Source organism: Micromonospora sp. NPDC005553 (genome assembly GCF_042871765.1).
GTDB lineage: Bacteria > Actinomycetota > Actinomycetes > Mycobacteriales > Micromonosporaceae > Micromonospora.
On sequence record NZ_JBIAJD010000005.1, the window covers coordinates 336,827 to 360,681 of the forward strand.

At 72.2% G+C, this 23,855-nt stretch carries 26 protein-coding genes; 14 read left to right on the forward strand and 12 right to left on the reverse strand.

The window, feature by feature from the left end:
• Positions 1–141: 141 nt before the first annotated feature.
• On the reverse strand, positions 142–849 hold the full coding sequence (locus tag ACFYPG_RS22410; RefSeq protein ID WP_387353744.1) for a phosphotransferase family protein: 708 nt from the start codon (positions 847–849) through the stop codon (positions 142–144).
• A 22-nt stretch (positions 850–871) separates the two neighbouring features.
• On the opposite strand from ACFYPG_RS22410, the gene ACFYPG_RS22415 reads away from it, so the two are divergent.
• Complete coding sequence (locus ACFYPG_RS22415; protein ID WP_387353745.1) at positions 872–1,219, forward strand: hypothetical protein; 348 nt, start codon at positions 872–874, stop codon at positions 1,217–1,219.
• 85 nt (positions 1,220–1,304) lie between these two features.
• Positions 1,305–1,949: an NAD(P)H-dependent oxidoreductase gene (locus tag ACFYPG_RS22420; protein WP_355010001.1), complete on the forward strand. Its 645-nt coding sequence runs from the start codon at positions 1,305–1,307 to the stop codon at positions 1,947–1,949.
• 87 nt (positions 1,950–2,036) lie between these two features.
• Here the strand turns inward: ACFYPG_RS22420 and ACFYPG_RS22425 are convergent, their stop codons facing one another.
• Complete coding sequence (locus ACFYPG_RS22425; protein ID WP_387353746.1) at positions 2,037–2,528, reverse strand: type II toxin-antitoxin system PemK/MazF family toxin; 492 nt, start codon at positions 2,526–2,528, stop codon at positions 2,037–2,039.
• Between the two features lie 50 nt (positions 2,529–2,578).
• Between ACFYPG_RS22425 and ACFYPG_RS22430 the strand changes: the two genes are divergently transcribed.
• Together ACFYPG_RS22430 and ACFYPG_RS22435 are read left to right on the forward strand one after the other, a co-directional pair.
• Positions 2,579–3,094: an NUDIX domain-containing protein gene (locus ACFYPG_RS22430; RefSeq protein WP_355010003.1), complete on the forward strand. Its 516-nt coding sequence runs from the start codon at positions 2,579–2,581 to the stop codon at positions 3,092–3,094.
• Between the two features lie 26 nt (positions 3,095–3,120).
• Positions 3,121–4,359, forward strand: a complete 1,239-nt coding sequence (locus ACFYPG_RS22435; RefSeq protein ID WP_387353747.1) for a hypothetical protein — start codon at positions 3,121–3,123, stop codon at positions 4,357–4,359.
• Positions 4,360–4,459: 100 nt separating this feature from the next.
• Here ACFYPG_RS22435 and ACFYPG_RS22440 read toward each other — a convergent pair whose 3' ends face one another.
• Genes ACFYPG_RS22440 through ACFYPG_RS22460 form a run of 5 tightly spaced genes read right to left on the reverse strand, consistent with a single transcriptional unit; the run spans position 4,460 to position 8,727 of the window.
• Positions 4,460–4,975, reverse strand: coding sequence for a DUF2267 domain-containing protein (locus ACFYPG_RS22440; RefSeq protein ID WP_387353748.1), 516 nt, complete (start codon positions 4,973–4,975; stop codon positions 4,460–4,462).
• Between the two features lie 40 nt (positions 4,976–5,015).
• Positions 5,016–5,414, reverse strand: a complete 399-nt coding sequence (locus tag ACFYPG_RS22445) for an NUDIX domain-containing protein (RefSeq protein WP_387353749.1) — start codon at positions 5,412–5,414, stop codon at positions 5,016–5,018.
• A gap of 51 nt (positions 5,415–5,465) precedes the next feature.
• Entirely contained in the window at positions 5,466–6,821 is a 1,356-nt protein-coding gene (locus ACFYPG_RS22450) for a hypothetical protein (protein ID WP_387353940.1), read from the reverse strand.
• A gap of 47 nt (positions 6,822–6,868) precedes the next feature.
• Positions 6,869–7,690 (reverse strand): sugar phosphate isomerase/epimerase family protein, encoded by an 822-nt coding sequence (locus ACFYPG_RS22455; RefSeq protein WP_355010007.1) that lies wholly within the window; start codon positions 7,688–7,690, stop codon positions 6,869–6,871.
• Entirely contained in the window at positions 7,687–8,727 is a 1,041-nt protein-coding gene (locus tag ACFYPG_RS22460) for a zinc-binding alcohol dehydrogenase (protein WP_357204587.1), read from the reverse strand. The genes ACFYPG_RS22455 and ACFYPG_RS22460 overlap by 4 nt, the downstream gene beginning before the upstream one ends.
• A 115-nt stretch (positions 8,728–8,842) precedes the next feature.
• On the opposite strand from ACFYPG_RS22460, the gene ACFYPG_RS22465 reads away from it, so the two are divergent.
• The 4 genes from ACFYPG_RS22465 to ACFYPG_RS22480 are packed head-to-tail and all read left to right on the forward strand — an operon-like array spanning position 8,843 to position 12,716.
• A complete protein-coding gene (locus tag ACFYPG_RS22465) occupies positions 8,843–10,237 on the forward strand; it encodes an ABC transporter substrate-binding protein (protein ID WP_387353750.1) in 1,395 nt (464 codons plus the stop codon).
• Positions 10,234–11,190 carry a carbohydrate ABC transporter permease gene (locus ACFYPG_RS22470; protein WP_387353751.1) on the forward strand — a complete coding sequence of 319 codons (957 nt, stop codon included), beginning with the start codon at positions 10,234–10,236 and terminating at the stop codon, positions 11,188–11,190. The genes ACFYPG_RS22465 and ACFYPG_RS22470 overlap by 4 nt, the downstream gene beginning before the upstream one ends.
• A complete protein-coding gene (locus ACFYPG_RS22475) occupies positions 11,190–12,056 on the forward strand; it encodes a carbohydrate ABC transporter permease (RefSeq protein WP_355010011.1) in 867 nt (288 codons plus the stop codon). Before ACFYPG_RS22470 ends, ACFYPG_RS22475 begins: the two co-directional genes overlap by 1 nt.
• 54 nt (positions 12,057–12,110) lie before the next feature.
• The gene (locus ACFYPG_RS22480; protein WP_355010012.1) at positions 12,111–12,716 is read left to right on the forward strand and encodes a class I SAM-dependent methyltransferase; all 606 of its coding nucleotides are present in this window, start codon (positions 12,111–12,113) and stop codon (positions 12,714–12,716) included.
• 29 nt (positions 12,717–12,745) lie between these two features.
• On the opposite strand, the gene eccB is transcribed toward ACFYPG_RS22480, so the two are convergent.
• Positions 12,746–14,131 carry a type VII secretion protein EccB gene (gene eccB, locus ACFYPG_RS22485; protein ID WP_387353752.1) on the reverse strand — a complete coding sequence of 462 codons (1,386 nt, stop codon included), beginning with the start codon at positions 14,129–14,131 and terminating at the stop codon, positions 12,746–12,748.
• Between the two features lie 129 nt (positions 14,132–14,260).
• On the opposite strand from eccB, the gene ACFYPG_RS22490 reads away from it, so the two are divergent.
• Positions 14,261–14,980 carry a spermidine synthase gene (locus ACFYPG_RS22490; protein WP_387353753.1) on the forward strand — a complete coding sequence of 240 codons (720 nt, stop codon included), beginning with the start codon at positions 14,261–14,263 and terminating at the stop codon, positions 14,978–14,980.
• 98 nt (positions 14,981–15,078) lie between these two features.
• Positions 15,079–15,255 carry a hypothetical protein gene (locus ACFYPG_RS22495; RefSeq protein ID WP_355010015.1) on the forward strand — a complete coding sequence of 59 codons (177 nt, stop codon included), beginning with the start codon at positions 15,079–15,081 and terminating at the stop codon, positions 15,253–15,255.
• 3 nt (positions 15,256–15,258) lie between these two features.
• Here ACFYPG_RS22495 and ACFYPG_RS22500 read toward each other — a convergent pair whose 3' ends face one another.
• Complete coding sequence (locus ACFYPG_RS22500; RefSeq protein ID WP_355010016.1) at positions 15,259–17,061, reverse strand: acyl-CoA dehydrogenase; 1,803 nt, start codon at positions 17,059–17,061, stop codon at positions 15,259–15,261.
• A 155-nt stretch (positions 17,062–17,216) separates the two neighbouring features.
• Between ACFYPG_RS22500 and ACFYPG_RS22505 the strand changes: the two genes are divergently transcribed.
• The 3 genes from ACFYPG_RS22505 (at position 17,217) to ACFYPG_RS22515 (ending at position 19,569) form a co-directional block, all read left to right on the forward strand.
• Positions 17,217–17,639, forward strand: coding sequence for an MmcQ/YjbR family DNA-binding protein (locus ACFYPG_RS22505; RefSeq protein WP_387353754.1), 423 nt, complete (start codon positions 17,217–17,219; stop codon positions 17,637–17,639).
• 129 nt (positions 17,640–17,768) lie between these two features.
• Positions 17,769–18,734, forward strand: a complete 966-nt coding sequence (locus ACFYPG_RS22510) for an SMP-30/gluconolactonase/LRE family protein (RefSeq protein WP_387353755.1) — start codon at positions 17,769–17,771, stop codon at positions 18,732–18,734.
• Between the two features lie 139 nt (positions 18,735–18,873).
• Positions 18,874–19,569, forward strand: a complete 696-nt coding sequence (locus ACFYPG_RS22515) for an alpha/beta hydrolase (RefSeq protein WP_355010018.1) — start codon at positions 18,874–18,876, stop codon at positions 19,567–19,569.
• Between the two features lie 48 nt (positions 19,570–19,617).
• Here ACFYPG_RS22515 and ACFYPG_RS22520 read toward each other — a convergent pair whose 3' ends face one another.
• From ACFYPG_RS22520 to ACFYPG_RS22530, 3 genes are all read right to left on the reverse strand, one after another.
• Entirely contained in the window at positions 19,618–20,898 is a 1,281-nt protein-coding gene (locus tag ACFYPG_RS22520; protein WP_355010019.1) for an MFS transporter, read from the reverse strand.
• Complete coding sequence (locus ACFYPG_RS22525; RefSeq protein WP_355010020.1) at positions 20,895–21,491, reverse strand: helix-turn-helix domain-containing protein; 597 nt, start codon at positions 21,489–21,491, stop codon at positions 20,895–20,897. The genes ACFYPG_RS22520 and ACFYPG_RS22525 overlap by 4 nt, the downstream gene beginning before the upstream one ends.
• Before the next feature lie 63 nt (positions 21,492–21,554).
• Entirely contained in the window at positions 21,555–23,120 is a 1,566-nt protein-coding gene (locus ACFYPG_RS22530; protein WP_387353756.1) for an LLM class flavin-dependent oxidoreductase, read from the reverse strand.
• A 114-nt stretch (positions 23,121–23,234) separates the two neighbouring features.
• On the opposite strand from ACFYPG_RS22530, the gene ACFYPG_RS22535 reads away from it, so the two are divergent.
• Positions 23,235–23,837: a MarR family winged helix-turn-helix transcriptional regulator gene (locus tag ACFYPG_RS22535; protein ID WP_355010022.1), complete on the forward strand. Its 603-nt coding sequence runs from the start codon at positions 23,235–23,237 to the stop codon at positions 23,835–23,837.
• Positions 23,838–23,855 lie beyond the last annotated feature (18 nt).

Sequence of the window (23,855 nt, forward strand, 5' to 3'; positions counted from 1 at the left end):
TTGGGCGTCGGATGGAGATTCTGCGGCATCACCCGGGTCTTGCCGCAAGGCCCCCAGTGCGATATATGTTGGAGGTGGCAGAGAGCGCATCCGCTCTTTGCCTTACTTTTTGTCCGGCGTAGACGGCGACGTGGTCGCCGCTCAGAGCCGCCGGTCGAGGTCGCGCACTGCCGCGTCGGCGAGGGTGACCAGACCCACCGGTGACACCAGCCCCCGCACGATCCGCGCGGCCCGGTCCCGGTCGGCCGGCTCGACGTCGAGGTCCAACGCCTGGCGGGTCCAGTCGCTGAGGTCGTCGAGAGCGCGGACCGCGAGAAACCAGGCCAGGCGCAGCGGGTCGACGTCGGTCCTGCCGTAGCCGGCGAGCACCGCCTGCTGCTGCTCGGCAGTGATCGGCGCGAAGGCGAGCACCCCGCCGAGGACGAACATGAGGTCGCACTCGGGTGGGGCGAGCACCGCGTCGTCCCAGTCGATCAGCCAGACCTGCCCGTCCGCGCCGAGCAGCAGGTTGCCCAGGTGCGGGTCGCCGTGGCAGACCACCGCCGGCCCCGACCGGTCGACGGCGAGTCGCTCGACCCCACGGAGCAGCGTGGACACCCGGTCGGCGTTCGCCGCCCAGACGGCGGCCAGTTCGGCGACCAGCGGATCGCCAGAGTCGGCCTGGTCGCGGAGCCGTCCGGCCATGTCCCGGGTCGCGGCCACGATCGAGGGGTACGCGTCACCGCCGCCTGGCAGCAGCCGTTCCAACTCGTCGGTCACCGGCACCGCGTGCACGGCGGCCAGCAGTTCGCCGTAGGCACGCCAGTGCGCCTCGCTCATCGGGCCGTCCAGCGCCCGCAGGTCGGACACCCACGGGACCCACGGACAGGCGGTGCCCGTCACGCTCGGCGTACAGGCGTCCGTCGCAGGTGCGGACCTGCGCCGCTACACCTGGCACGCCCCGCTCGGCCAGGTGCGCGGTCACGATCAGGCCGGCCGGCGTACCGCCACCGCTGACCTTGACGGCATACCGCTCGCCGTCGCCCGTCTCACCCCGCCAGAGCCGAGCCCGCAGATCAGCCCCGTGCGAAACCTCATCCACGGTGGACAGCCAAAGCCCAAACTCCTCCCGGACCCACCCCACCACGTCCACCGACCCACCCCCACCCCACCCCGCCTGCTCGCGGTGATCAAGAAGTTCGCGTCACTGTCGGCCCGGATTCTGACGCAAACCTCTTGATCACGTGTGCCTGGTGGGGGGCGTGGGCGGAGATGATTCGGGTACGCGAAGGGACGGCCCAGCCGACCGACGAGAGGAACCCCTCGTGCCGAGCATCCGTGCCCTCGTACTCAACTGCACCCTCAAGCCGTCGCCTGCCCCCTCCAGCTCCGAGCAACTGGGCCGGGAGGTGTTGGCCGAACTGGCCCGTCAGGGCGTGGACGGCGAAATCGTCCGGGTGGTCGACCACGACGTGCGCTTCGGGGTGTCGACCGACGAGGGCCACGGCGACGGTTGGCCCGCCATCCGCGCCAAGCTGCTCGCCGCCCAGATCCTCATCATCGCCACCCCGATCTGGCTCGGCCAACCCGCGAGCGTCACCAAGATGGTCCTCGAACGCCTCGACGCCGAGCTGTCCGAGACCGACGACGAGGGACGGCTGCTCACCTACGGCAAGGTGGCCGGTGTCGCGGTCGTTGGCAACGAGGACGGCGCGCACCACAGCATCGCCGAGGTGCAGGGGGCGCTCAACGAGGTGGGCTTCACCGTCGCCGCCGCCGGCGCGACCTACTGGGTCGGCGAGGCGCTGCACACGGTGGACTACCGCGACGCCGGCCCGAAGCCCGACACCACCGGCCGCACCACGAAAGCTTTGGCGCTCAACAGCGCACACCTGGCCCGGCTCCTCGCCGACCAGCCGTACCCGCCGCCGGACGCGAAGGGCGCGGCGGTCGGTCCGAGCCGCGAATAGACCTCACCGCCAGGGGCGTCACCGCCCGGGCCGCCTACTGTTGGGCAGCTCCGCGCGCGGCTCGCCGCCGATCCGCGCCCGGCGCGGTCAGCGCCAGCCGTAACCGGCGCGCAACGCCTGCCCGACCCGGTCGAACCGGGGCCGGTCCAACACGGCACCCTCCCGGCGGATGCTGTCCTCGCGCATGGTGAGCACCCGATCCAGCCGGACCCAGCTCGGCCGGTTGTCGCGGTCCCACTCACCCGGCCCGAGCGCGAACCAGTGCCGCTGCCCGTCCCGGTCGCTCTGGCTGGACAGCATCAACCCGAACAGTGTCCGGCTGTGCCGACCGACGACCAGCACCGGCCGGTCCTTGCCCTGGCGGGGGTCGTCCTCGTACGGCACCCACGTCCAGACGATCTCGCCCGGGTCGGCCTGACCGTCCCGCTCCGGAGCGTAGGTCAACTCCCGACGCTGCAAGGCGCTCACCTGACGGCGGCGGGCGACCTGCGCGGGCGCCGGCCCGGTACGCCGGGGCAACGGGATCACCGCACCGACCCGGGAGATACGCGCCGCGACATTCCTCAACAGACCAGCCACGGCGGGCAGCCTACCCGCCGCCGAAGGAAACGCTACGACAGACTGGCCCCATGAACGAGCTGCCCCGCGACCTGCCGATCCTGGAGCGACGCACGGTGCGGGTGGTGGTCACCGACGGCACCGACCGGGTGCTGCTGTTCCACACCCACGACCCGGACCATGCCCGGCTGGGCACCTGGTGGGAGCTGCCGGGCGGTGGCATGGATCCCGGTGAGACCTATCGCGACACGGCGGTGCGGGAGCTGCGGGAAGAGACCGGCATCGTGATCACCGCTGACCAGGTGGGCGCGCCGGTGTGGCGGCGGCGGGCGAGCTTCCTGCACCGCCAGGTGCGGCACGTCCAGGACGAGGTCGTCGTCGCGGTACGGCTGGCCGGCCCCGGCCCGGACGTGGACGAGGCGCACCGGCTCGACTACGAGCGGGAGGACTACTTCGGCTTCCGCTGGTGGCCGTTGCCGGAGGTGGTGGCCAGTCGGGAACGCTTCTATCCCGGACAGCTCCCCCGGCTGATCACCCCCTTTCTCGCCGGCACGCAGATCGACGAGCCGTTCGAACTGTGGTCGTGAGCCGGGTCGGCGGGCAGAGTGTGGGCATGAGGAGCGATCTGCACGGCCCGTTGTCCGCGTACGCCGCGCGACTGCACGCGACGGTCGGCGACGGGCACCATGTCGCCTCCCCGCTCGGCGCCTGGCTGCTGCTCGCGGTCACCGCCACGACGGCCGACAGTGATCCGGCCGTAGCGGACGGAGCCGCCGTGAAGCTGGCGCAGGCGCTGGGCACCGACCTGCCGAGCGCGGCCGAGGTGGCCCGAACGCTGTTGGACGCGCCGCACCCGCTGGTCGGGTCCGCCACCGCGCTCTGGCACACAGCGGGGCAGGGCGACGACGGATCGGCGGCGTGGCGGGCCGCGCTCCCCCGCACGACCGAGGTCGGCGCACTTCCCGAGCAGGCCGGGTTGGACGCCTGGGCGCGCGAGCACACCCTCGGCCTGATCGAGACGTTTCCCCTGACGGTCGAGTCGGAGGTGGTGTTCATCCTGGCCAGCGCGTTGGCCACCCGGGTGTCCTGGGCGACCCCGTTCGACGTCGCCGACGCACGCGCGCTCGGCGCCAACAGCCCGTGGGCCGGCCAACTACGGCGGGCACTGCGCAGCCCGAGCGACAGCCACCGCTGCGCCATCGTGTCCACCGCGCGGGCCGGTGACGTGATCGTGCACGCCGCACCGGCCCAGACGACCGACGGCGCGGGGCTGGTCGTCCTCTCGGTGGCCGCCGCGCCGCAGGTGCCACCGGCCGAGGTGCTGGCCATTGCGTACGACCTGAGCGCCGGCGCGGCCGACGGCGCCCCACCGGCGGGCGGCCGCTCGCTGTTCGACCTGCCGCTCGGCGAGACTCCGCTCTGGACGCTGACCGAGGAGCGGGTACACACCTGGCAACGCGACGGCCGCGAAGAACGGCACAACGCCGTCCTTCCCTGCTGGTCCGCTCGGAACGACCATGACCTGACCGCCCCGGCGCTCGGCTTCCCCGCCGCGGCGACCACGCTCGCGACGGCGCTGGCGCTACCGATGAACGAGTTCGAGGCACGGCAGACGGCGGTGGCCCGGTTCGACAGGTACGGCTTCGAGGCGGCGGCCGTGACAGGCATGGCCGGAATTACCAGCATGCCGCCGGAGGGTGTGGCCCGCACCGCCGAGCTGCGCTTCGGCCACCCGTACGCGGTGGTGGCCGTCGCCACCGACACCCGGGCCGAAGGCGTCACCGGCCCCTGGCACGGGGTGCCGGTCTTCTCCGCCTGGGTCGCCGAGCCCGAGGACGTGCCCGAGGCATAACGACCCAACGGGTCAGGACGGCCACGTGGCCTGGTGCGTGGCGGCCGTCACCCGGGCCGACGTCACCAGGGCACTCCTGGGCTGACCCCGCCGGGCCGGGTCAGGGACCGCCGTCGCGCGGCAGTCGCGCCACCATCGTTTGGAATTCCCCTACCGTCATCGCCGTGCGCAACGTGGCGAAGACCGCCCCGGTTCCGGCCCGGGCGGTGGCCGGGTCCACCCCGGCACGCTGTTCCACCCGACGAAGGAACTCCGTCGGGCCGGCCTCCATCGGGGTCGCGCCGGCACCGCCGACCTCCAGGCCCAGCCCGCTGGTCAACCCGGCGGCCGCGGGATCCGGGCCGAGGGTCCCGGCCGGATCCGGGGCTGGGAGGGCCGTCCCGGCCGGATCCGGGGCCGGAAAGGCCGTCCCGGCCGGATCCGGGGCCGGGTCGGTCAGATAGCCGTCGACCTCGTTCGGAAGGTGCACGACGAGGTCGCCGGGCGCGCCGCCGGTCACCCGTTCGGCCAACGTCTGGAGCACGGCGCGGGCGAGCACGGCGGCCTCCTCGGCGGGCAGGCCAGACTGTTGGGACACCGCGTCGATGAAGTACGGGAACCCGTCGCCGTCGGTCACGCCCGGCCGGTTACCCCTGGCCGGCCGCGACAAACTGCCGCTAGGCCAGCAGACCCTCGGCCAGCAGGTGGTCGAAGATGATCTGGTCGACCGGTGAGGTGCGGTGTCGGTCCGCGTACCCGAGCCAGGCCATCTCGGCGATCTCGCTGGCCGGCCGCAACTGCCCCCGATAGCCCGCCCGATAGCAGGTCATCCGCACTGTGATGCCGGGCGTGTGGCCGTGCGCCTGAGCGGTGAAGGTGCCCAGGTGCACGGCACCTGGCACGTCGACCTCGACGCTCAACTCCTCGTCGATCTCCCGTCGCAGGGTCTCCAGGTCGGTTTCGCCCGGCTCGCGCTTTCCGCCCGGCAGGTACCAGACGTCCTTGCCCACCGACCGGGTGCTCAGCACCCGACCGTCCTCGACGAGGATCCAGGCCACCTTGTCGATCTCGCGCACGATGCTCCTTGCTGCCGCCGGGATCGGGGACGCTACCACCCGGCACCGCGCTCAGTCGGCGAGCAGGTCGAGCAGCAGCGCGGCGCTCCAACTGAACGCCGGTGAGCCCAGCCCGGCACCGGTGTCCGGGTGGAAGTACTCGTGGCAGCCGGCCCCGGCGACCAGACCGATCATCGAGCCGCGCAGCCCGGCGGCCAACTCCGGGTGCCCGTGACCGAGCAGCCCACGCCGGACCAGCCAGCCGATGTTGAGCCAGCTCGGCCCACGCCAGTAACGCAGCGGCTCGAAGTCGGGTGCGGTGCGGTCGTGGGTGGGCAGCGGCCGGTCCATCCGACGGGCCACCCCGAAGCGCGCCGACCGGGCCTCGACGACCAGCGCGTCGACATGCCGGGTCGGCAGGTCGGGCAGGATCAGCGGGGTCAGCCCGAGCACGGTACGGGCGCTCAGCAGACGGTTGGTGCGCAGGTCACGGGGCTGGAACGTGCCCGTGTCCGGGTCGTACAGCCGGCGTACCAAAGCTTCTGTGATGCGGGCCGCGCGGGCCCGGTGCGGCCCGGGGTCGCCACCGACGAGCGCGGCGATCTCGGCGAGAGCGTGTTCGGCGGCCCCGAACGCCGCGTTGAACAGCGGGCACTCCACCAGGAACGGGTGCCCGCCGGCCAGGTCCCGGTCGGAGTAGCAGTGGTCGCGGTAGGCGGCGACGATCGCCAGGTAACGCGCGTAGTCGAGGTCTGTGGGGCGGTGCGCGGCGTCGGCGTGCGTGGTGTCGTGCCGACGGTACGCCCGCATGACTGCCACCTCGGCCGGCACCGCGGCCATCGGCTCGTCCCACGCCGGGCTGTTGTCCAACCCGGACTCCCACGGGTGCACGATGCAGACCAGTCCGTCACCGGCCACGTCCCGCCGGTCGGCCAGGTAGCGCTGTTGGGCGACCAGCGCGGGGTAGAGCACGCGCAGCGCGGCCAGGGCGGTGGGGTCGGGCGTCCGCCGGTACGCCAACAACGCGGCGAGCGCGTGCACCGGCGGCTGGACCAGGCCGGAGGTGGCGACCGTCGGTGCTCCCGGCACGTCGGCCGATCGCCACATCTCCGGCCCCGGGAAGTACGCGCCGACCCGCAGCGCCGGGTTGAACACGATGTGTGGCACCCGTCCGTCGGCCCACTGCGCCCCGAACAGGCTGGCCAGCTCCCGCCAGGCGCGGTCGGGACGGACCTGGGCCAACCCGATCGCGATGAACGCGGAGTCCCAGCTCCACTGGTGCGGGTAGAGCGTGCGTGAGGGCACCGTGTGGTCGTGCTCCCAGTTGGCGTCGAGCGTGTCGATCGCGAGCCGACGCAGCCCGGCCGCGTCGGCCGGGCCACCCGTGCCGGCGGTGTCGGCGCGCGTCGGCCCGGCGTCAGCGGGCAGCCCGACACCGGCGGTCGCGTCGACGCCTGTCGGCCCGGCGTCGGCGGTCACGCGGCGGCCCGCCGGGGCAGCGCGTGTCGCAGCACCGTGGCCGCCTGTTGCAGGGCCCGGACCGGGTCGCCGCGGAGCCGGCACTCCAGCGCCAGCCAGCCCCGGTAGTCGATCTCCAGCAGGGTACGCACCAGCGCCGGCCAGTCCAGGTGCCCGGCACCGGGCTGGTACCGGTTGGAGTCGCTGACCTGGACGTGCCCGAGGTACGGCGCGGCGGCGCGCAGCGCGCGGTGCACGTCGTCCTCCTCGATGTTCATGTGGAAGGTGTCGGCGACCACCCGGACCGACGGCAACCCGAGCGCGGCGCAGAGCGCCACCGCCTCGTCGAGACGGTTGACCATGTGGTCCTCGTACCGGTTGAGGGGTTCCAGGAAGAGGGTGACCCCCTCGGCCCGGGCGTGTTCGCCCAGCTCGCCGAGGGCGTCGAGGAGCACCTGCCGGTCGCCGTCCGGCCGGCGGGGCGGATCGAACGGCGGCAGCCGTCGGGAGAACATCCCCCAGGCGGCCGGGGTCATCACCCCGACGCCACCCAGCTCGGCGATCACCGTGAGTTGGGAGCGCAGGTTGCGGACGGCGTCGGCGGACCGGGCGGGGTCGAAGTCGCCGATGAAGTGGTCCATCTCGACGCAGACGGTGGGCATCACCACCCCGGCGGCGCGGGCCCGGCGCAGCTCGGGCAACCGGCGGGCGAACGCCAGGTCGCCGCGGCCGCGTAGCTCGATGCCCTGGTAGCCGAGGGCGGCCGCGAGGGCGTACTTCTGGATCAGGTTGGTGCCCGGCAGGAGTTGTTCCTGACAGGCCAGCGCGATGGTGGTCATGAGAACCTCAGCACGACTTGGAGGACGTCACCGGCGCCGCGGTCGAGCAGCGCGAGGGCGTCGGCGACCGCGCTGGCGTCGACGATGTGGCTGACCAGCGGCAGCGGATCGACGCTGCGGTCGGCCACCAGGTCCATGAAGGTCTGCGCGACCCGGTCTCCGGTCCACCGGCCGGCCATGCTCGGCGCGGGGGTGGGCCCGGAGACCTGGGCGGCCACCAACTGGATGCGGTTGTGGTGGAACTCCTCGCCGAGGCCGAGCGCGTCGGCCTGGCCCTGGTAGAAGCCGGCGGCCACGACCCGGCCGGCGTGGGTGGTGGAGCGGATCGCCTCGTGCAGCGCCGGGTACGCCCCGGACAACTCCAGGCAGACGTCGGCCCCCCGGCCGGCGGTGGCCTGGCGCAGCACGGCGGCGGCGGAGGTGACACTGGCATCCACAGTCGAGTGTGCGCCGTAGCGGGCGGCGTACTCCAACCGGTCGGGTACCGGGTCGACGGCCACCACCCGGGCCCCGGAGAGCACGGCGAGCCGGGTGGCGAGCAGCCCGATGACGCCCTGGCCGAAGACGCCCACCCAGTCGCCGAGGTGCAGATCACCGGCGAGCACTGCGGTCAGCGCGATGGCACCGGGGCGGGCGAAGACGGCGGCGAGCGGATCCAGCCCGGCGGGGAGCACGCGGACCGCGTCGGCGGCGAGCACGGCCTCGGCCCGGTGCCCCCAGATGCCCCAGACGAGCTGCCCCGGGTGTCGGTCGGTGACGTCCGGCGCGACCTCGACGACCTCGCCGACCTCTTCGTAGCCGAAGCCGATCAACGGGTATGGCACCGGGGTCTGTCGGGGGACGAACATCCGGGCGGCGTCGTCCCAGTCCTTGCTGAGCCGGGGATTGCTGCCCCGGTAGAGGGTCAGCTCGGTGCCGGCGGAGATGCCCGAGTAGCAGGTGCGGACTCGGACCTGGCCGGGGCCGAGCTGATCCGGCGGGCAGGGCTCGAGGCTGATGCGTCGAGGTCCGGCGAGAGAGACCACCCAGTTGCCCATGTGTCACATCCCGGTAGCACTGGGCTCCAGGATAGCAAAAAATCGCCATATGTCTTGCTATTGATCAATCGAAGGTGTTGGATCCTTCATGTACCCTTCGAGAGGAGTGCCACCGATGTCAGCACCTCCGAGGCGGATACTCGCCACCACAGTGATCCTGGCACTGACCGCGTCCACCCTGCTGGCCTGCGGCGACGACGAACCAGACAGCAACAGCAAGAAGATCACCGTCTGGAGCCTGGAGGACGTGGCCGACCGGGTCACCGCCACCAAGGCGATCATCGCCGATTTCACCGCCAAGACCGGGATCCAGGTCGATCTCGTGACCGTCAACGAGGACCAGTTCCCCTCCTTGATCGCCGCAAACGCCGCCGCCGGTGACCTGCCCGACGTGGTCGGGTCGGTCTCGCTTGCCGGCATCCGTACGCTCGCCGGCAACGAGCTGCTGCACGCCTCGGCGAACGCGGAGGTCGTCGACAAGCTGGGCAGGCAGACGTTCTCTCCCCGAGCGCTGGAGCTCACCTCCGACGACGGCACACAGCTCTCCGTGCCCAGCGACGGGTGGGGGCAGCTGCTCGTCTACCGCAAGGACCTGTTCGCCGCGGCCGGCCTGCCCGCCCCCGACACGTACGAGCGGATCACCACCGCCGCCGCAAGACTGAACACCGGCGGCGTCGCCGGCATCACCGCGGCGACCGCCCCCAGCGACGTGTTCACCCAACAGACCTTCGAGCACCTGGCGCTGGCCAACGGCTGCCAGCTCACCGACGACTCGGGAAAGGTGACACTGGATTCGCCCCAGTGCGTCGAGGCGTTCCGCTTCTACGGTGACCTGATCCGCACCAGCTCGGTGAAGGGCGCACAGGACGTGGACACCACCCGGGCCACCTACTTCGCGGGCAAGGCGGCCATGGTGATCTGGTCACCGTTCATCCTCGACGAGCTGGCCGGGCTGCGCAACGACGCCAAGCCGACCTGCCCCCAGTGCCAGCCGGACCCGGCGTTCCTCGCGAAGAACAGCGGGTTCGTCACCGCGATCAAGGGCCCGAACGGCACCGAACCAGCCCAGTACGGCGAGATCAGCTCGTGGGCGGTCCTCGACGGCGCGGTGACCGACCCGGCGAAGTCCTTCGTGGAGTACATGCTCGGTGACGGCTACCCGCGCTGGTTCGGCATGTCGCCGGAGGGCCGCTTCCCGGTGCGCAAGGGCACCCCCGCCGAGCCGGAGGCGTACCTGACCGCCTGGAACACCAGCCAGGCCGGCGTGGACGCGAAGAAACCCCTCACCGACGTGTACGGCGACGAGGTGCTGGCCACGCTACGCCGCAGCCCGGACACCTTCGGGCGCTGGGGCCTCAGCCAGGGGCAGGGCAAACTCGTCGGCGCCATGCTCGGCGAGTTGCCGGTGCCCAACGTGCTGGGCGACCTCGTCTCCGGCAAGTCCGACGCGGCGGCCACCGCCAAGCGCGCCACGAAGGACGTGGACGCCATCAAGGCGGGCGTCAATTGACCACCACCGCGCCCGGCCCCGGCCGCTCCCCCACCAGGGAGCAGCCGGCGCCACCCGGGCGCCGACCGCTGACCCTGCGCCGCCGCGAATCCCGGGCCGGGCTCGCGCTGGTCGCACCGACCCTGCTCGTCACCATCGCGGTCATCGGCATCCCGATCGTGTGGACAGTGGTGCTCGCCTTCCAGCGGGTCCGGCTGGCCACGCTGCGCAAGACCGGCCTGTTCGGCGAGTTCACCATGGACAACATCGACCGGGTGCTGCACACCCCCGGCTTCGCCGAGACGCTGTGGGTCACCCTGATCTACAGCATCGGCGGCACCGTCGGGTCGATAGTGCTCGGCCTGGTGGCCGCACTGGTCGTCCGCCGCCCGTTCCGGGGTCGCACCCTGGTCCGGGCGTCCATGCTGCTGCCGTACGTGGCGCCGGTGGTCGCCGTCACGTTCGTCTGGCAGGTGATGCTCGACCCACAGCTCGGCATCGTCAACGCGTGGGGTCAACGCCTGCTCGGCTGGGACGCCCCGGTGCCGTTCCTCACCCAGGAGTCGACAGCGCTGGCCACCGTGATCGTCTTCGAGGCGTGGCGGTACTTCCCGTTCGCGTTCCTGTTCCTGCTGGCCCGGCTCCAGGCGGTGCCCGGCGAGTTGGAGGAGGCCGCCCGGGTCGACGGCGCCACCCCCACCCAACGGTTCCGGCACATCCTGCTGCCGCAACTGCTGCCGGTGATCGCCCTGCTGGGCGTGCTGCGCTTCATCATGACGTTCAACAAGTTCGACGACGTCTACCTGCTCACCGGCGGTGCGGCCGGCACCGAGGTGGTCAGCGTCCGGGTGTACGAGTTCCTGACCGCCCGTACCGACATCGGAGCCGCGGCCGCGCAGGCGGTCGTGCTGGCCGTTGTGCTCATCGTGTTCGTGCTGATCTATCTGCGCTTCTTCGGACGGAGGGTGGGCTGATGGACCGGGACGTGGTCGAGACGGTGAGCCTGCGTTGGCTGCGCCGCCTGGTGATCGCCGTGTTCCTGGCGATCACGGTCTTCCCCTTCTACTACATGCTGGTGCTCTCGGTGCGCCCCATCGAGCGGCTGCTGCTCGACCCCGGGGCGCTGGTGGTCGGTTTCGGTGAGCTGACCGTGGCCACGTACGCCGAAGTGCTCAAGGCCACCGACGACGGCGGCCAGGGTTTCCTCACCTTCATCCGCAACAGCGGGCTGGTCGCCGTCGCGGCGACCGTGCTCACTCTCCTGGTCGCGATCCCCGGTGCGTACGCGGTGGCCCGGCTGCGGTTCTTCGGTCGGCGACAGGTGGACTTCCTGTTCCTGGCGGTCTACCTGTTCCCGTCGATCGTCATCGCGATCCCGCTGTTCGTGGTCTTCACCCGGGCCGGGCTGCGCGGCTCGCTGTTCGGTCTGGTGCTGGTCTACATCTCGCAGACGTTGCCGGTGTCGGTCTACATGCTGAAGAACTACTTCGAGACCATCCCGGTCAGTCTGGAGGAGTCCGCCGCCATCGACGGCGCCGGCCGGCTCGGCATCATCCGCCGTGTCAGCCTGCCCCTGGCGATGCCGTCGATCATGGCGGTCGCGCTCTACGACTTCATGATCGCCTGGAACGAGTTCCTCTTCGCCCTGCTGTTCCTGGTCGACAAACCCGACAGGTGGACGGTGTCACTCGGGTTGTCCCTGCTCGCCGACGGGGTGGAGGTCCCCAAGACCGTGCTGATGGCCGGGTCGGTCGTGCTCACCCTGCCCATCGTGATCCTCTTCTTCGCCAGCGAACGGCTGCTCACCGAAGGGCTGACCAGCGGCGCGGAGAAGGGATGATCGTCTCGTCCGGGTCGCCCGCCCGACCCCCACCCGCCCGGATACGGTGGCCTCATGGCCAACCCGACCCGCTGGGCGACCGACACCGGTCCCGAGCACTCACAGTGGTACATCGACCGGTTCCGCAAGCTCATGGCCGAGGGCGCGGACCTGGCCGGCGAGGCCCGACTGGTGGACGCCCTCGTCGCTCCCGGCTCCCGCATTCTCGACGCCGGCAGCGGCACCGGCCGCGTCGGTGCCGCGCTGGCCGAGCGGGGCCACACGGTGGTCGGGGTGGACGCCGACCCCGCGCTGGTGGAGGCCGCCCGCGCCGACTATCCCGGCCCGACGTGGCTCGTCGCCGACCTCGCCGAGCTGGATCTACCGGCGCTCGGTGAGGCCGAGCCGTTCGACGCGGCGGTGCTGGCCGGCAACGTGCTCGCCTTCGTCGCCGTCGGCACCGAACCGGAGGTGCTGCGCCGGGTGGCAGCGCACCTGCGACCCGATGGTGTGCTGACGGTGGGCTTCGGCACGGAGCGCGGCTACCCGCTGACCGCGTTCGACGCCGACGCGGTGGCCGCCGGGCTGCGCGTGGAGCAGCGCTTCGCCACCTGGGACCTGCGACCGTGGCGCGACGACGCCCCGTTCGCGGTCACCGTCCTGCGCCGCCCAGCCGACTGAGCACCGCGGCCGGCGGGTTTCGGGCGGGGTCAGTCCGGGGCGGCGACGGCGCGGGCGGCGACCGGGTCGAGGGTGGCGCCGGCAGGTACCAGGCTGACCAGCCCGGACGGTAACCGCACCGGCCGCACGTCGCGGTAGCCGAGCATCGGGAGCACCTCCCGGTCGGCCAGCACGTACCGTCGGCCCAGGTCGGTGACCACGGAGACCGCGCCACCGGTCGCGCCGGGCGCCGCGGCGGCCTCGACCACCGCGCCGCGGCCCGGCTCCACCACCACGTGGTCGGCCAGCACCGCGCCGCCGGTCCGCGCCGTCCGGGGCACGGCCGTCAGGTCCCGCAGCGGTACGCCCCACCGCACCTCACCAACCCCGCCGTCGTCACCGATGCGCGTGCAGAGCGCCCCGCCGTCGCCGGCCGCGAGCCGGGGCGGGGTCGGTGGCGGTGCGTTCGGGCCGGTCGGCGCGAGATCAGGCACCGTGGGCAGCGCGGCGAACCGACCCAACGTCATCGGCACCGGCTCGACCTGCCCGGTGCGGGCCAGCAGCAACCCAGCCTGCAACTCGGTGATGCCGGCCAGGCCGGCGTCGAGCGCCACCGCGTACTGCCGACCGCCGCCGGAGTTGCTCACCAGGTAGACAGTGCCGATCGCGGCACCCGGCACCCGGGTGGCGGGCCGACCCAACGCGGGCAGATCGAGCGGAGCGAGGTCGGTGCCGGCGGGCAGCGAGTTGAGCAGTGCCGGCGCGACCCCGACCGCCTGGGCTCGGGTGGTGGCGAGCGCCGCCAGCACCCGGCTCGGGTCACGGACGAGGTAGCGGCGCTGATGCCAGACCAGGTGCAGCCCGCCGTCGGGGTGGCGCAGGAGCAGCGCGTTGTCGCCCAACGGCCGACCGCCGTCGGGCTCGGTGCCGATCAGCAACGCGGAGTGGGGCGCCTCGACGCCCGTGCCGGCCGGGACAGTCGAGCAGACCGTCCACGCCGTGGCGGCCAGCCGGCCCGGGGCGGGCAGCGAGTCGGGTGCGTCGGCGATCCCCAACGGCAGCCCGCGCGGCACTCCGTCGATCGTGCGTCGGGACACCAGGACGGTCTTCGAGCGGTCCGCACCGACGATGAGCAGCGCCGAGGCGTAGTTGAGCACCGGGTGCAGCTTCTGCTCGCGGTAGACGAACCGGGCGCCGGACTCCTTCTCCACGATCACCGCACCCGGGTCCCGCCAGCCCTTGCCGCCGCCGGCGAACAGGCCGTAGAGGGCGAAGCCACCGAGCCCGATCGCCGCGACCAGGACGCTGGCCAGGCCGGCGCCGGCCAGCCGCCGAAACGGCGACTGTGCGGGGTCGGTCTCCCGCATGACCAGGGCGGCGACCGCACGCTGGACGCTGAACTGGTAGGAGTGCAGCTGGTCCTGCCGCGACGGCATGAGTCCCCTCCGGTGGATCGGCCGGGCACAGGATATGCGCTGCGTCAATGTCCCGTGGACCCTGCGTGGCCGCCCGTCGCGGGGCAACCGGTACCATCCGTGGACGAATCCGGCGGCGAGAGGGCACCCGTGGGCGCGCGTTTCGAAGAGCTGGCCTGGCGGGAGACGCCGATCGGCGCGATCAGCCTGCGCCGACGCCGGGACCCGGCACTCCAGGTCGAGGTGTACGAGGTCAAGCTCGACGACGAGTACCTGATGTCCAGCCTCTTCCCGGTCGCGGAGATCGAGCTGGCCCGGCTCGGTCTCGCCGAGGTGGCCGGTGATTCGCTCGACGTGGTGGTGGGCGGCCTCGGGCTGGGCTACACCGCCTGCGCGGCGCTGGGCGACCCCCGGGTGCGCTCACTGTTCGTGGTGGAGGCCATCGAGGACGTGATCGACTGGCACCAACGAGGGCTGCTGCCGTTCGCGGCGGGGCTCGCCGAGGACCCCCGGACCCGCTTCGTGCAGGCCGACTTCTTCGCGGCGGTGGCCGGTGACACCGGCTTCGACGCCGAGGTGCCCGGCCGGCGGTTCGACGCGGTCCTGCTCGACGTCGACCACTCCCCGCGCAACGTCCTGCACCCGAGCCACGCGGCGTTCTACCAGCCGGCCGGGTTGCGTCGCCTGGCCGCCCTGCTACGCCCCGAGGGAGTCTTCGCGCTCTGGTCGGACGACCCGCCGGACGCCGAGTTCACCGCCGCGCTCAGCGAGGTGTTCGTGGGCGTACGCGCGCATGTCGTGCCGTTCGCCAACCCGCTGACCGGCGGGGAGTCGGCGAACACCGTCTACGTGGCGCGTACCGGCCTCTGATCGACTTCGGTTGTGCCGCCCGCGCATGGTGTCGGCCGGACGGGGAATGAGAAACCGGGGCCGGCCGCACCAGGCACGGCCGGTCACTGGAGGTCGACATGCGCGCACTGCTCTGGGTCGTCGGCGTGGTCGCCGGCGTGCTGATCCTGCTCGGCCTGATCCTCGAGGCGGTCCGCTGGTTGATCATCATCGGTCTGATCGCGCTGGTGATCGTGATCGTCTGGGGCGTCGTCAAGGGGCGGCAGGCGGTGCAGCACCAGGGCCGACGACGCTGAGGGTCAGAACCAGTCCGGGCGCATGTCGAGCGTGGTCCGGTCCCGGCTGTCCAGCAGGTCGAACTGCGGGCCGGTCCGGGGCAGCTCGACGGTGAAGAAGTAGCGGGCGGCCTGCCGCTTGCCGGCGTGGAACGCGTCGCCGGCGCCTTCCGGCGGCAGCACCAGCACCTGCTCCAGCCACATCCACGCGATCACCACGTGCCCGACGGCCTCCAGGTAGGCGCTGGCGTTGGCCAGCGCGAGCACCGGGTCACCGTCAGCCCACAGTCGACGGGTGACAGCGGTGACCCGGTCCACCGCGGCGGCCAGCCGCTCGGCCAGCTCGGACGCCTCTCCCCCGACCTTGCGGGCCCGCTCGACCGTGTCACCGATCGTCGTGGTCAGCAGGGTGAGACCTGCGCCGCCCTGCATGACCATTTTGCGCCCCAGCAGATCCAGTGCCTGGATGCCGTGGGTGCCCTCGTGGATCGGGTTGAGTCGGTTGTCCCGGTAGTGCTGCTCCACGTCGTGGTCGCGGGTGTAGCCGGCGCCCCCGAGGACCTGGATCGCCAGGTCGTTTGCCGCCAGGCACCACTGCGACGGCCAACTCTTGGTGATCGGGGTGAGCACGTCCAGCAGCAGGTGCGCGCGCTCGCGGTCGGCCTCGGCCGGTGCGGTCCCCTGCTCGTCGAGCAACCGGGCGCAGTAGAGCACCAGCGCCAGCGCCCCCTCCACGTAGCTCTTCTGGGCCAGCAGCATCCGTCGTACGTCAGGGTGGTCGATGATCGGCACCTGCGCGGCGGCCGGGTCCTTCGCGCCGACCGGCCGGCCCTGCGGCCTCTCCTTCGCGTACGCCAGGCTCTTGAGATAGCCGGTGTAACCCAGCGCGGTGGCGCCCGCCCCGACCCCGATCCGGGCCTCGTTCATCATGTGGAACATCTGCGCCAGACCCTGGTGCGGCGCGCCGACCAGGTGGCCCACCGCTCCGGCGCGGCCGGCGGGGGTGTGCGCGCCGTCGCCGAAGCTGAGCAGGGTGTTGGTGGTGCCCCGGAACCCCATCTTGTGGTTGAGCCCGGCCAGCGCCACGTCGTTGCGCTCACCGAGCGTCCCGTCCGGGCCGACCAGCACCTTCGGCACGATGAACAGCGAGATGCCCTTGACGCCGGGCGGCGCGCCCGGGATGCGCGCCAGCACCAGGTGGACGATGTTCTCGGCCAACTCGTGGTCACCACCGGAGATCCACATCTTGGTGCCGTGCAGCCGGTACGTGCCGTCCGCCTGCGGCTCGGCGCGGGTGGTGATGTCGGCCAGCGAGCTGCCGGCGTGCGGCTCGGACAGGCACATGGTGCCGAAGAATCGGCCGTCCAGCATCGGCCGGACGTAGGTGTCCACCTGCTCGGGGCTGCCGTGGGCCAGCAGCAGGTTGGCGTTGCCCAGGGTGAGGAACGGGTACGCCGAGGTGGCCACGTTGGCGGCCTGGAACCAGGTGAAGCACGCCGCCGCGACGGCATGCGGCAGTTGCAGGCCACCGACACTGGCGTCCAGCCCGGCGGTGAGCAGGCCCGTCTCGGCGAAGCTGTCCAACGCGGCACGGATCTGCGGGATCAGCCGCACCCGCTGCCCGTCGAAGGTGGGCTCGGCCAGGTCGGCGGCGCGGTTGTGCGGGGCGAACTGCTCGGTGGCCACCTGTTCGGCGAGATCCAGGGCGTCGTCGAAGGTCTCCCGGGAGTGCTCGGCGTAGCGGGGGCGCTCGACGAGCTCGGACACCCGCAGCCACTCGTGCAGCAGGAAGTCGAGGTCACGGCGGGAGAGCAGGGTGGACGGCACGGCACTCCTCAGCGGGCACGGGCGGCTGGTCGGGCCAAGGCGACGGCCCACTGTCGCCCCGGCCCATCCTGGCCGATCGGCACGGCGCGCACCACCGGGCGGGGTGGAGTTCGACGAGCGGAACTTGTCACACCGTACGGCTAGCGTCGTTGCCCGTGACCGCACCCGGAGACGTCCCGCCCGAGGTCCTCGACCGGCTGCGGCCGATCTGTCTCGGCCTGCCGGAGACCTACGAGGAGCTTGCCTGGGTGGGCACCCGCTGGCGGATTCGCAAGCGGACCATCGCCCACGTGCTCACCGTCGACCCGGATCGCCAGCCGGTGCACGCACGGGCCGCCGCACTCGACCAGCCCGCCTGCCTGCTGACCTTCCGGTCGCCACTCGACGAGATCGCCGGGCTCCTCGCCACCGGGCACCCCTTCTACAAACCGGACTGGAGCCCGACCGTGATGGGCATGGTCCTGGACGACAACACCGACTGGGAGGAGGTGAGTGAGTTGCTCACCGAGAGCTACTGCGTCATGGCTCCGAAGCGGCTCGCCGCCCAGGTCGGCCCCCCGGCACCGCAGATGCGCTGAGCACGGCGGCGCCTTCAACCGGCGGTTTCGGCCGGCACGATCCGGGGATACCGCGCGATGTCGTCGCTGCCCACCGAACAGGATCACCGTTTGACGCCGGTGTTCCAGGAAGACCGTGTGTGCACGGGCGTGACCACTGTGCGGGGGCGGGTGTTCCTGAGCTACCCGTCGGCGGATCGGCCCGGCGTGCAGGTGGTGGAGGCGCTGCCGGACGGTCGTCGTGTCCCGTACCCCGATGTCGCCTGGAACCGTGCCGACCAGCCGCCGGACGGGGCGTTCGTGCACGTCAACGGGTTGCGCGCCGGCCCGGACGGCCGGTTGTGGATCGTCGACTCGGGTTCGCCGCGGATCGGCGGCGCGCAGGTGCCGGGCGGCGCTCGGCTGATCGCTGTCGACCCGGACGACGACCGCGTGAAGCGGGTCTACCACCTCGACGAGGCGGTGCACCCGGGCAGCTACGTCGACGACGTCCGCTTCAACGGCCGGCTGGCGTACGTCAGCGACGCCGGGGCGGCGGGCCTCATCGTGCTCGATCTCGACTCGGGTCGGTCGAGACGGGTGCTGGACGGGCATCCGAGCACGGCGGGCGGGCCGGTGGTCGCCGACGGTCGCGTGCTGCGTGACCCGGGCGGGGCCGAGGTACGCCTGCACGTGGACCAGTTGGAGGTGTCGCCGGACGGTCGCTGGCTCTACTACCAGCCGGCCTCCGGCGGAATGTCCAGGATCGCCACCCGGTGGCTGGACGATCCGTCGGTGTCCCCCGACGAGCTGGCCCAGGCTGTCGAACATTGGTGTGACACTCCCAGTACCGGTGGCACGGCCATCGACGCCACCGGCACCATCTACCTCAGCGACCTGGAACGGCGGCGCGTCCTCGTCCTCGCACCCGACCGCAGCGTACGGACGCTCGTCGCCGACCCCCGACTGGCCTGGGTGGACGCGATGTGGCTCGACGCCGATGCCCGGCTCTGGATGCCGGCGGCCCAGCTGCACCTGACCGCTGGGCTCAACGGCGGCGTCGCGGCCGTCGACTACCCGGCCCAGATCTACCGGATGCCCGTCGAGATCGGGCCGCCCGCCCGGGACCACGTCTGAGTGCTGAGTCCCGCAGCCGCCGATCCGCACCGGGTGTCCCCCGTCCTGGCCACCGGCTGACCGTTCGCGGTCATCGGCCAGGCACGCGTTTGTCCTGACGTGTCGGCGGTGTCGCAGGGTGCCGCTAGGGTCCCGGGCCATGGCTGATTTCGTGTTGGTGGCAGGGGCGTGGCTGGGGTCGTGGGCGTGGGACGAGGTGGTGCCGCCCCTGCGGGCGGCCGGGCACGGCACCCACCCGCTGACCCTCTCCGGCCTCGCCGACAAGCGGGGTGTCCCGGCCGGGCAGCAGACCCACGTGCAGGACATCGTCGACGAGATCGAGCGCGGCGACCTGCGCGATGTGGTGCTGGTCGGGCACAGCTACTCGGGCATTCCGGTGGGTCAGGCGGCCGAGCGGATCGGCGACCGGTTGAGCCGGGTGGTCTTCGTGGACTCCGAGGTTCCGGTCGACGGTGGGTCGTTCGCCTCCGGCTGGTGGCAGGGCCAGGCGGCGTTCGAGGCGCAGCTCGCCGACAACGGCGGCGACTGGGCGCCGCTCGGCGCGGCCGACTTCGATGGTCAGGGTCTCACCGACGAGCAGGTCGCCCGGCTGATCGAGGGTTCCACGCCGCATCCGGGCGCGACGCTGACCGAGCCGGCCATGGTGGGCCGGCCGCTGGGTGAGCTGCCGGCGACGTACGTCAAGTGCCTGCTCGACGGGCCCGAGCCCAACGACACGGTGGCCACGCTGCTGACCAGTGACAACTGGCGACTGGTCACGATGGACACGGGCCACTGGCCGATGTTCTCCCAGCCCACCGAGCTGGCCCGGATCCTGCTGGCGCAGACCGCCTGACGGGCGGTGTGCTGGGCCGCGGCCCAGCACACCGCGCCGCCTCGTCGGTCAGGTCGCCGTTTCGTCGAGGGTGTGGATGTGGCGCACCGGTGACGCGAACAACCACAGCACGGCGAGCACGCCGCCGAGGCCGGCGATGGCCAGGGTGGGCCGCAGCCCGATGGTGGTGCCCAAGGTGCCGCCGACCAGCGCGCCGAGCGGTCGGATGCCGTAGTTGACGGCGCTGTAGGCGCCGGCCCGGCGGCCCCGCGCGTCGTCGGGTGTCACGGCGGTGAGCAGGGCGTTGAGGTTCACGTCCATGAGCATCACCCCGATGCTGGAGACGAGCTCGATGGCCGCCAGCATGGCCACCTTCGTCCAGGTCGGTCCGGAGACCAGCGCGGTCAGCGCCAGCGGCGCGGGGAAGAGCACCGCGCCGATCATGGCGGTACGGCCCAGGCCGATGGCGCGGGAGACCCGCGGTGCGAGCGCCGCTCCCGCGAAGCCGCCGAGCGCTCCGAACCCGAGGGCGATGCCGATCGCGCCGGCCGACAGGCCGAGTTCGCGGCTGGCGTAGAGCACCAGCAGCGCGCCGGAGATGAAGGTGAAGAAGTTGACGGTGCTGGTGCAGCCAAGGGCGGCCCGCAGCACCGGGTGCCGCAGCACCAGCGTGAGCCCTTCGCGGACCAGGCCCAGCGTGGACGTTCGACGCGGCGGTGGCGGCGTTTCGGTCACCGGGATGCGGCGGAGCAGCAGCGCGGAGCCGAGGAACGACACCGCGTCGACGAGGATCGCGACCGGCGCGCTGAGGGCCTGGACGAGCCCGCCGCCGACGGCCGGGCCGGCGATGAACGACAGCGACCGGCTCATGCTCAGCTTGCTGTTCGCGTCCACGTACGCCGATCGCGGCACCAGCGCGACGAAGAACGCCTGACGCGCCATGGCGAACAGGACCGCTCCGAGGCCGGTGAGCAGTGCCACCAGGTAGAGCTGGGTGAGGGTGATCGCGTCGAAGAGGTAGGCCACCGGCAGGCTGAGCAGCACCGCGGCGCGGACCAGGTCCGCGATGATCAGGAGTCGCCGCTTGTGGGTGCGCTGGTCGACCCACGCACCGAGGAACAGGCCCAGGAGGTTGGGCAGCCAGATCAGCGCGGTGAGGACGCTCACCTGAATGGGCGTCGCGGTGAGCAGGGTGACGGCGATCAGCGGCAGAGCCAGTTCGCTGATCCGGTCACCGAACTGGGAGATCGTTTCGCTGATCCAGAAGGTGCGGAACCGTCGGTGGCGGTGCAGGGCCGGCGGGGGCACGGCGCCGGTGGCGCTCACGGAGCCGGTGCCGGTGGCGGTCATGACGTGGCCGCGTCGTCGTCGCCGGGCTCGGGCAGGAGGTAGCGCAGCATCCGGACGATCCGCGCGCCGTCCGGGGCCGGCTCCTCCTTGCGCCGCACGTACGGGGCGATCAGCTCTTCGATCGACTCCTCCAGCTGGCGGAGCTCATCGGCGGTGGCCACGAACCGGGTGTCGGCCATGCCGGCCAGCGCGCGCCACTCGGGGTCCAGCCGGGGCTCCTCGCGCAGCAGCCACTGCTGGGGCGCGTCGGCGTTGCGGGCGAACATCTCGCCGCGCAACTGCTGGCTGGCGGACTGCCCTTCGGCGCTGTCGGGCACGGTGAAGCGGAAGCCCCGGGCGACGGCCTGCCACCAGCGTTCCCGCTTGCTGGTGGCACCGTCCCAGTCGCTGACCAGACCGAAGGTCGCGAGGTGCCGCAGATGCCAGCTGACCACCGACGGTGTGGCGCCGACGTGCGGCGAGAGCCCGGTCGCCGTCGCCGGGCCGTGCCGCTGAAGGTGTTCGAGGATGGCCAGCCGCACCGGGTGGGCCAGCGCCCGTAGCGCCTGCGGCTCGGTGATCTCGAAATCCCCGTACGGATTCTTGAGAGACATGTTTCGAGAGTAGTCTCTCAGATTGGATCGGGGCAACCCCGAGCCGCCACAGCGGCGCGCTGATCAGGCGATGCCCAGACGCGCCAACGGCTCGACCAGTTCCCGCTCCTCGTAGCTGAGGTGCGACAGGAGGGCGTCGGTCAGCAGATCCACCGCGGCCCGCAGCTCGGCGAGCCCGTCCGGAGACCCGACGTACGCGACCAGGGCCCGATCGACACCCTCCAGCACGTCGTGGATGACGTGATGCTCCTGCTCCAGCCGGTCGACCACCGGGGCGAGTCGCGGGTCACGAGCCCGCAACCTGGGAAAGAGCGACTGGTCCTCGATCGTGTGGTGGGTGGTGACGATGCGGCAGTACGACTCGCAGTAGACGCCGAGGGTCCACCGGTTCTGCCGCATTGTCATGGTGTTGATGTGGGACCGAGCCGCACCGGCGTCGATCTCGCCGGCCGCCACCTGCTCGATCAGGTCGTGGATCTGGGCCAGCTCGGCGCGCAGCCCGTCGTGGACCTGCACGAGATGCGCGCCGGTGGCCTGCTCCTGCGGGGTGTAGGTGCGCTCCGGGTCGGGCGCGGGCCCGGTCGGCCGGGCCGCCTCGTCCCACACCTGCCGCTCGCTTCGCCGTACGCCGTCGTCGGGGGTCGGCACCACCGCGAACGCACCACCGGTCGCGGTGGCGCGGCTCGCCCGGACCGGCTGCGCAGCGACCGGCTCCGGCGTACGTGCCGGAGCCGCGCCCCGGTCACGTTCGGCGGCGACGAGCTCGCGGACGGCGGGCGCCACCTCGCCGGCGAAGCGGCGCAGGTCGTCGGGGTCGTCGCTGCCCAGGATGAAGGTGCCGACGCCCTCCTCCAGCGCCAGCTCGGCCAACTCCTCGGCCCACTGCTCGGCGGGTCCGTTCAGCGGGCCGCGCCCGACGGCCGAGAACTCCCCGGCGATGTTGAGCAACCGACGCACGTCCTGCGGGGACCGGCCAGCCTGCTGCGCGGCGTCGTCGATGATCGCGTTGCCCCTGGTCAGATCACCGGGCTGGAGGTAGCCCAGCGAGGGCAGCCAACCGTCGGCCCGACGACCGGTGAGCTGGAGCATCCGGGGCTTGTACGCGCCCAGCCAGATCGGCACCGCGTGGGCCGGAGCCGGACCGCGCTTGGCACCCACCACCCGGTAGAACTCTCCGTCGACCCGCACTCCGCCGCGCGTCTCGACGTCCCAGAGCTGACGGACGACCTCGATGGCCTCCTCCAGCGCCCGTACGCCCTGGCCGGGGCTCAGCCGCCGACCGCCCATCGCCTCGATGGCGTCCCAGAACGCCCCTGCCCCGAGGCCGAGGCCGACCCGGCCACCGCTGAGCAGATCCAGGCTGGCCACACTGCGGGCGAGCACCGCCGGCGGGCGCAGCGGCAGGTTCGTCACGTTCGCCGCCAGGTGCACCCGGCTGGTGCGGGCCGCCACGAAGCTCAGCAGCGTCCAGGTGTCGAGGAACGCCGGCTGGTACGGGTGATCCTGAAAGGTGACCAGGTCCAACCCGACCTGCTCGGCTAGGACGGCGACACCGACCGTACGGTCCGGATTGTCAGCGCTGGGCGTGACGAAGGAGCCGAAGACCAGGTCGTGGCCGTAGTCGCTCATCTGCGAGCCTCCCGATTTCCCCGACGCCTCGGTCGATGCGCCGTGGCCATAACCTTATGCCAGTCAGAACATCTTCTGCCAACAAGGTCTGCCTCGCTGCGGTATTGTCGGGGGATGACGGGTGCCTCTCACCGGCCGGACCGGCCCGATCCGCTCGACGACGACCTGGGCTGGATGCTCGGCATCGTCTTCCGCGGCTACGTCCGGGCGGCCGAGCACGCGCTCACCGACTTCCCCGGTGGCCCGCGCGGCTACCAACTACTCACCGCGGCCAGCAACGGGCCGGCCCGAAACCAGGGCGCGATCGCCGAGGAGATCGGCATCGACCGCACCGTCCTCACGTACCTGATCGACGACCTGGAGCGGCCCGGGTTCGTTGCCCGGCGCGCGGACCCGGCCGACCGGCGCAACCGGCTCATCGAGGTCACCGACGCCGGCCGTGCCGCCTGGGAAAAGCGGCGGGTTGCGTTGCGGCAGGTCGAGTCGCATCTGCTGGGGGCGCTCACCCCGGCCGAGTCGGCGACGCTGCGGTCACTGCTTCAGAAGGTCGCCTGCTCGGCCCAGGCGGCGGACCCGCTGCGTGACCTCTGCGAGGTGGTGACACAGGTGCAGGCCGACCCGGAGCCCGCCGCACCCGCTGCGCCTCGCAGCGGTGCCGCGGCGGCGCGGAGTGGGCGAACCGCCACTCCCCGGGCCCGGCGCAGCAGGCCCGACTGACCTGCGACTGCAGCGCAA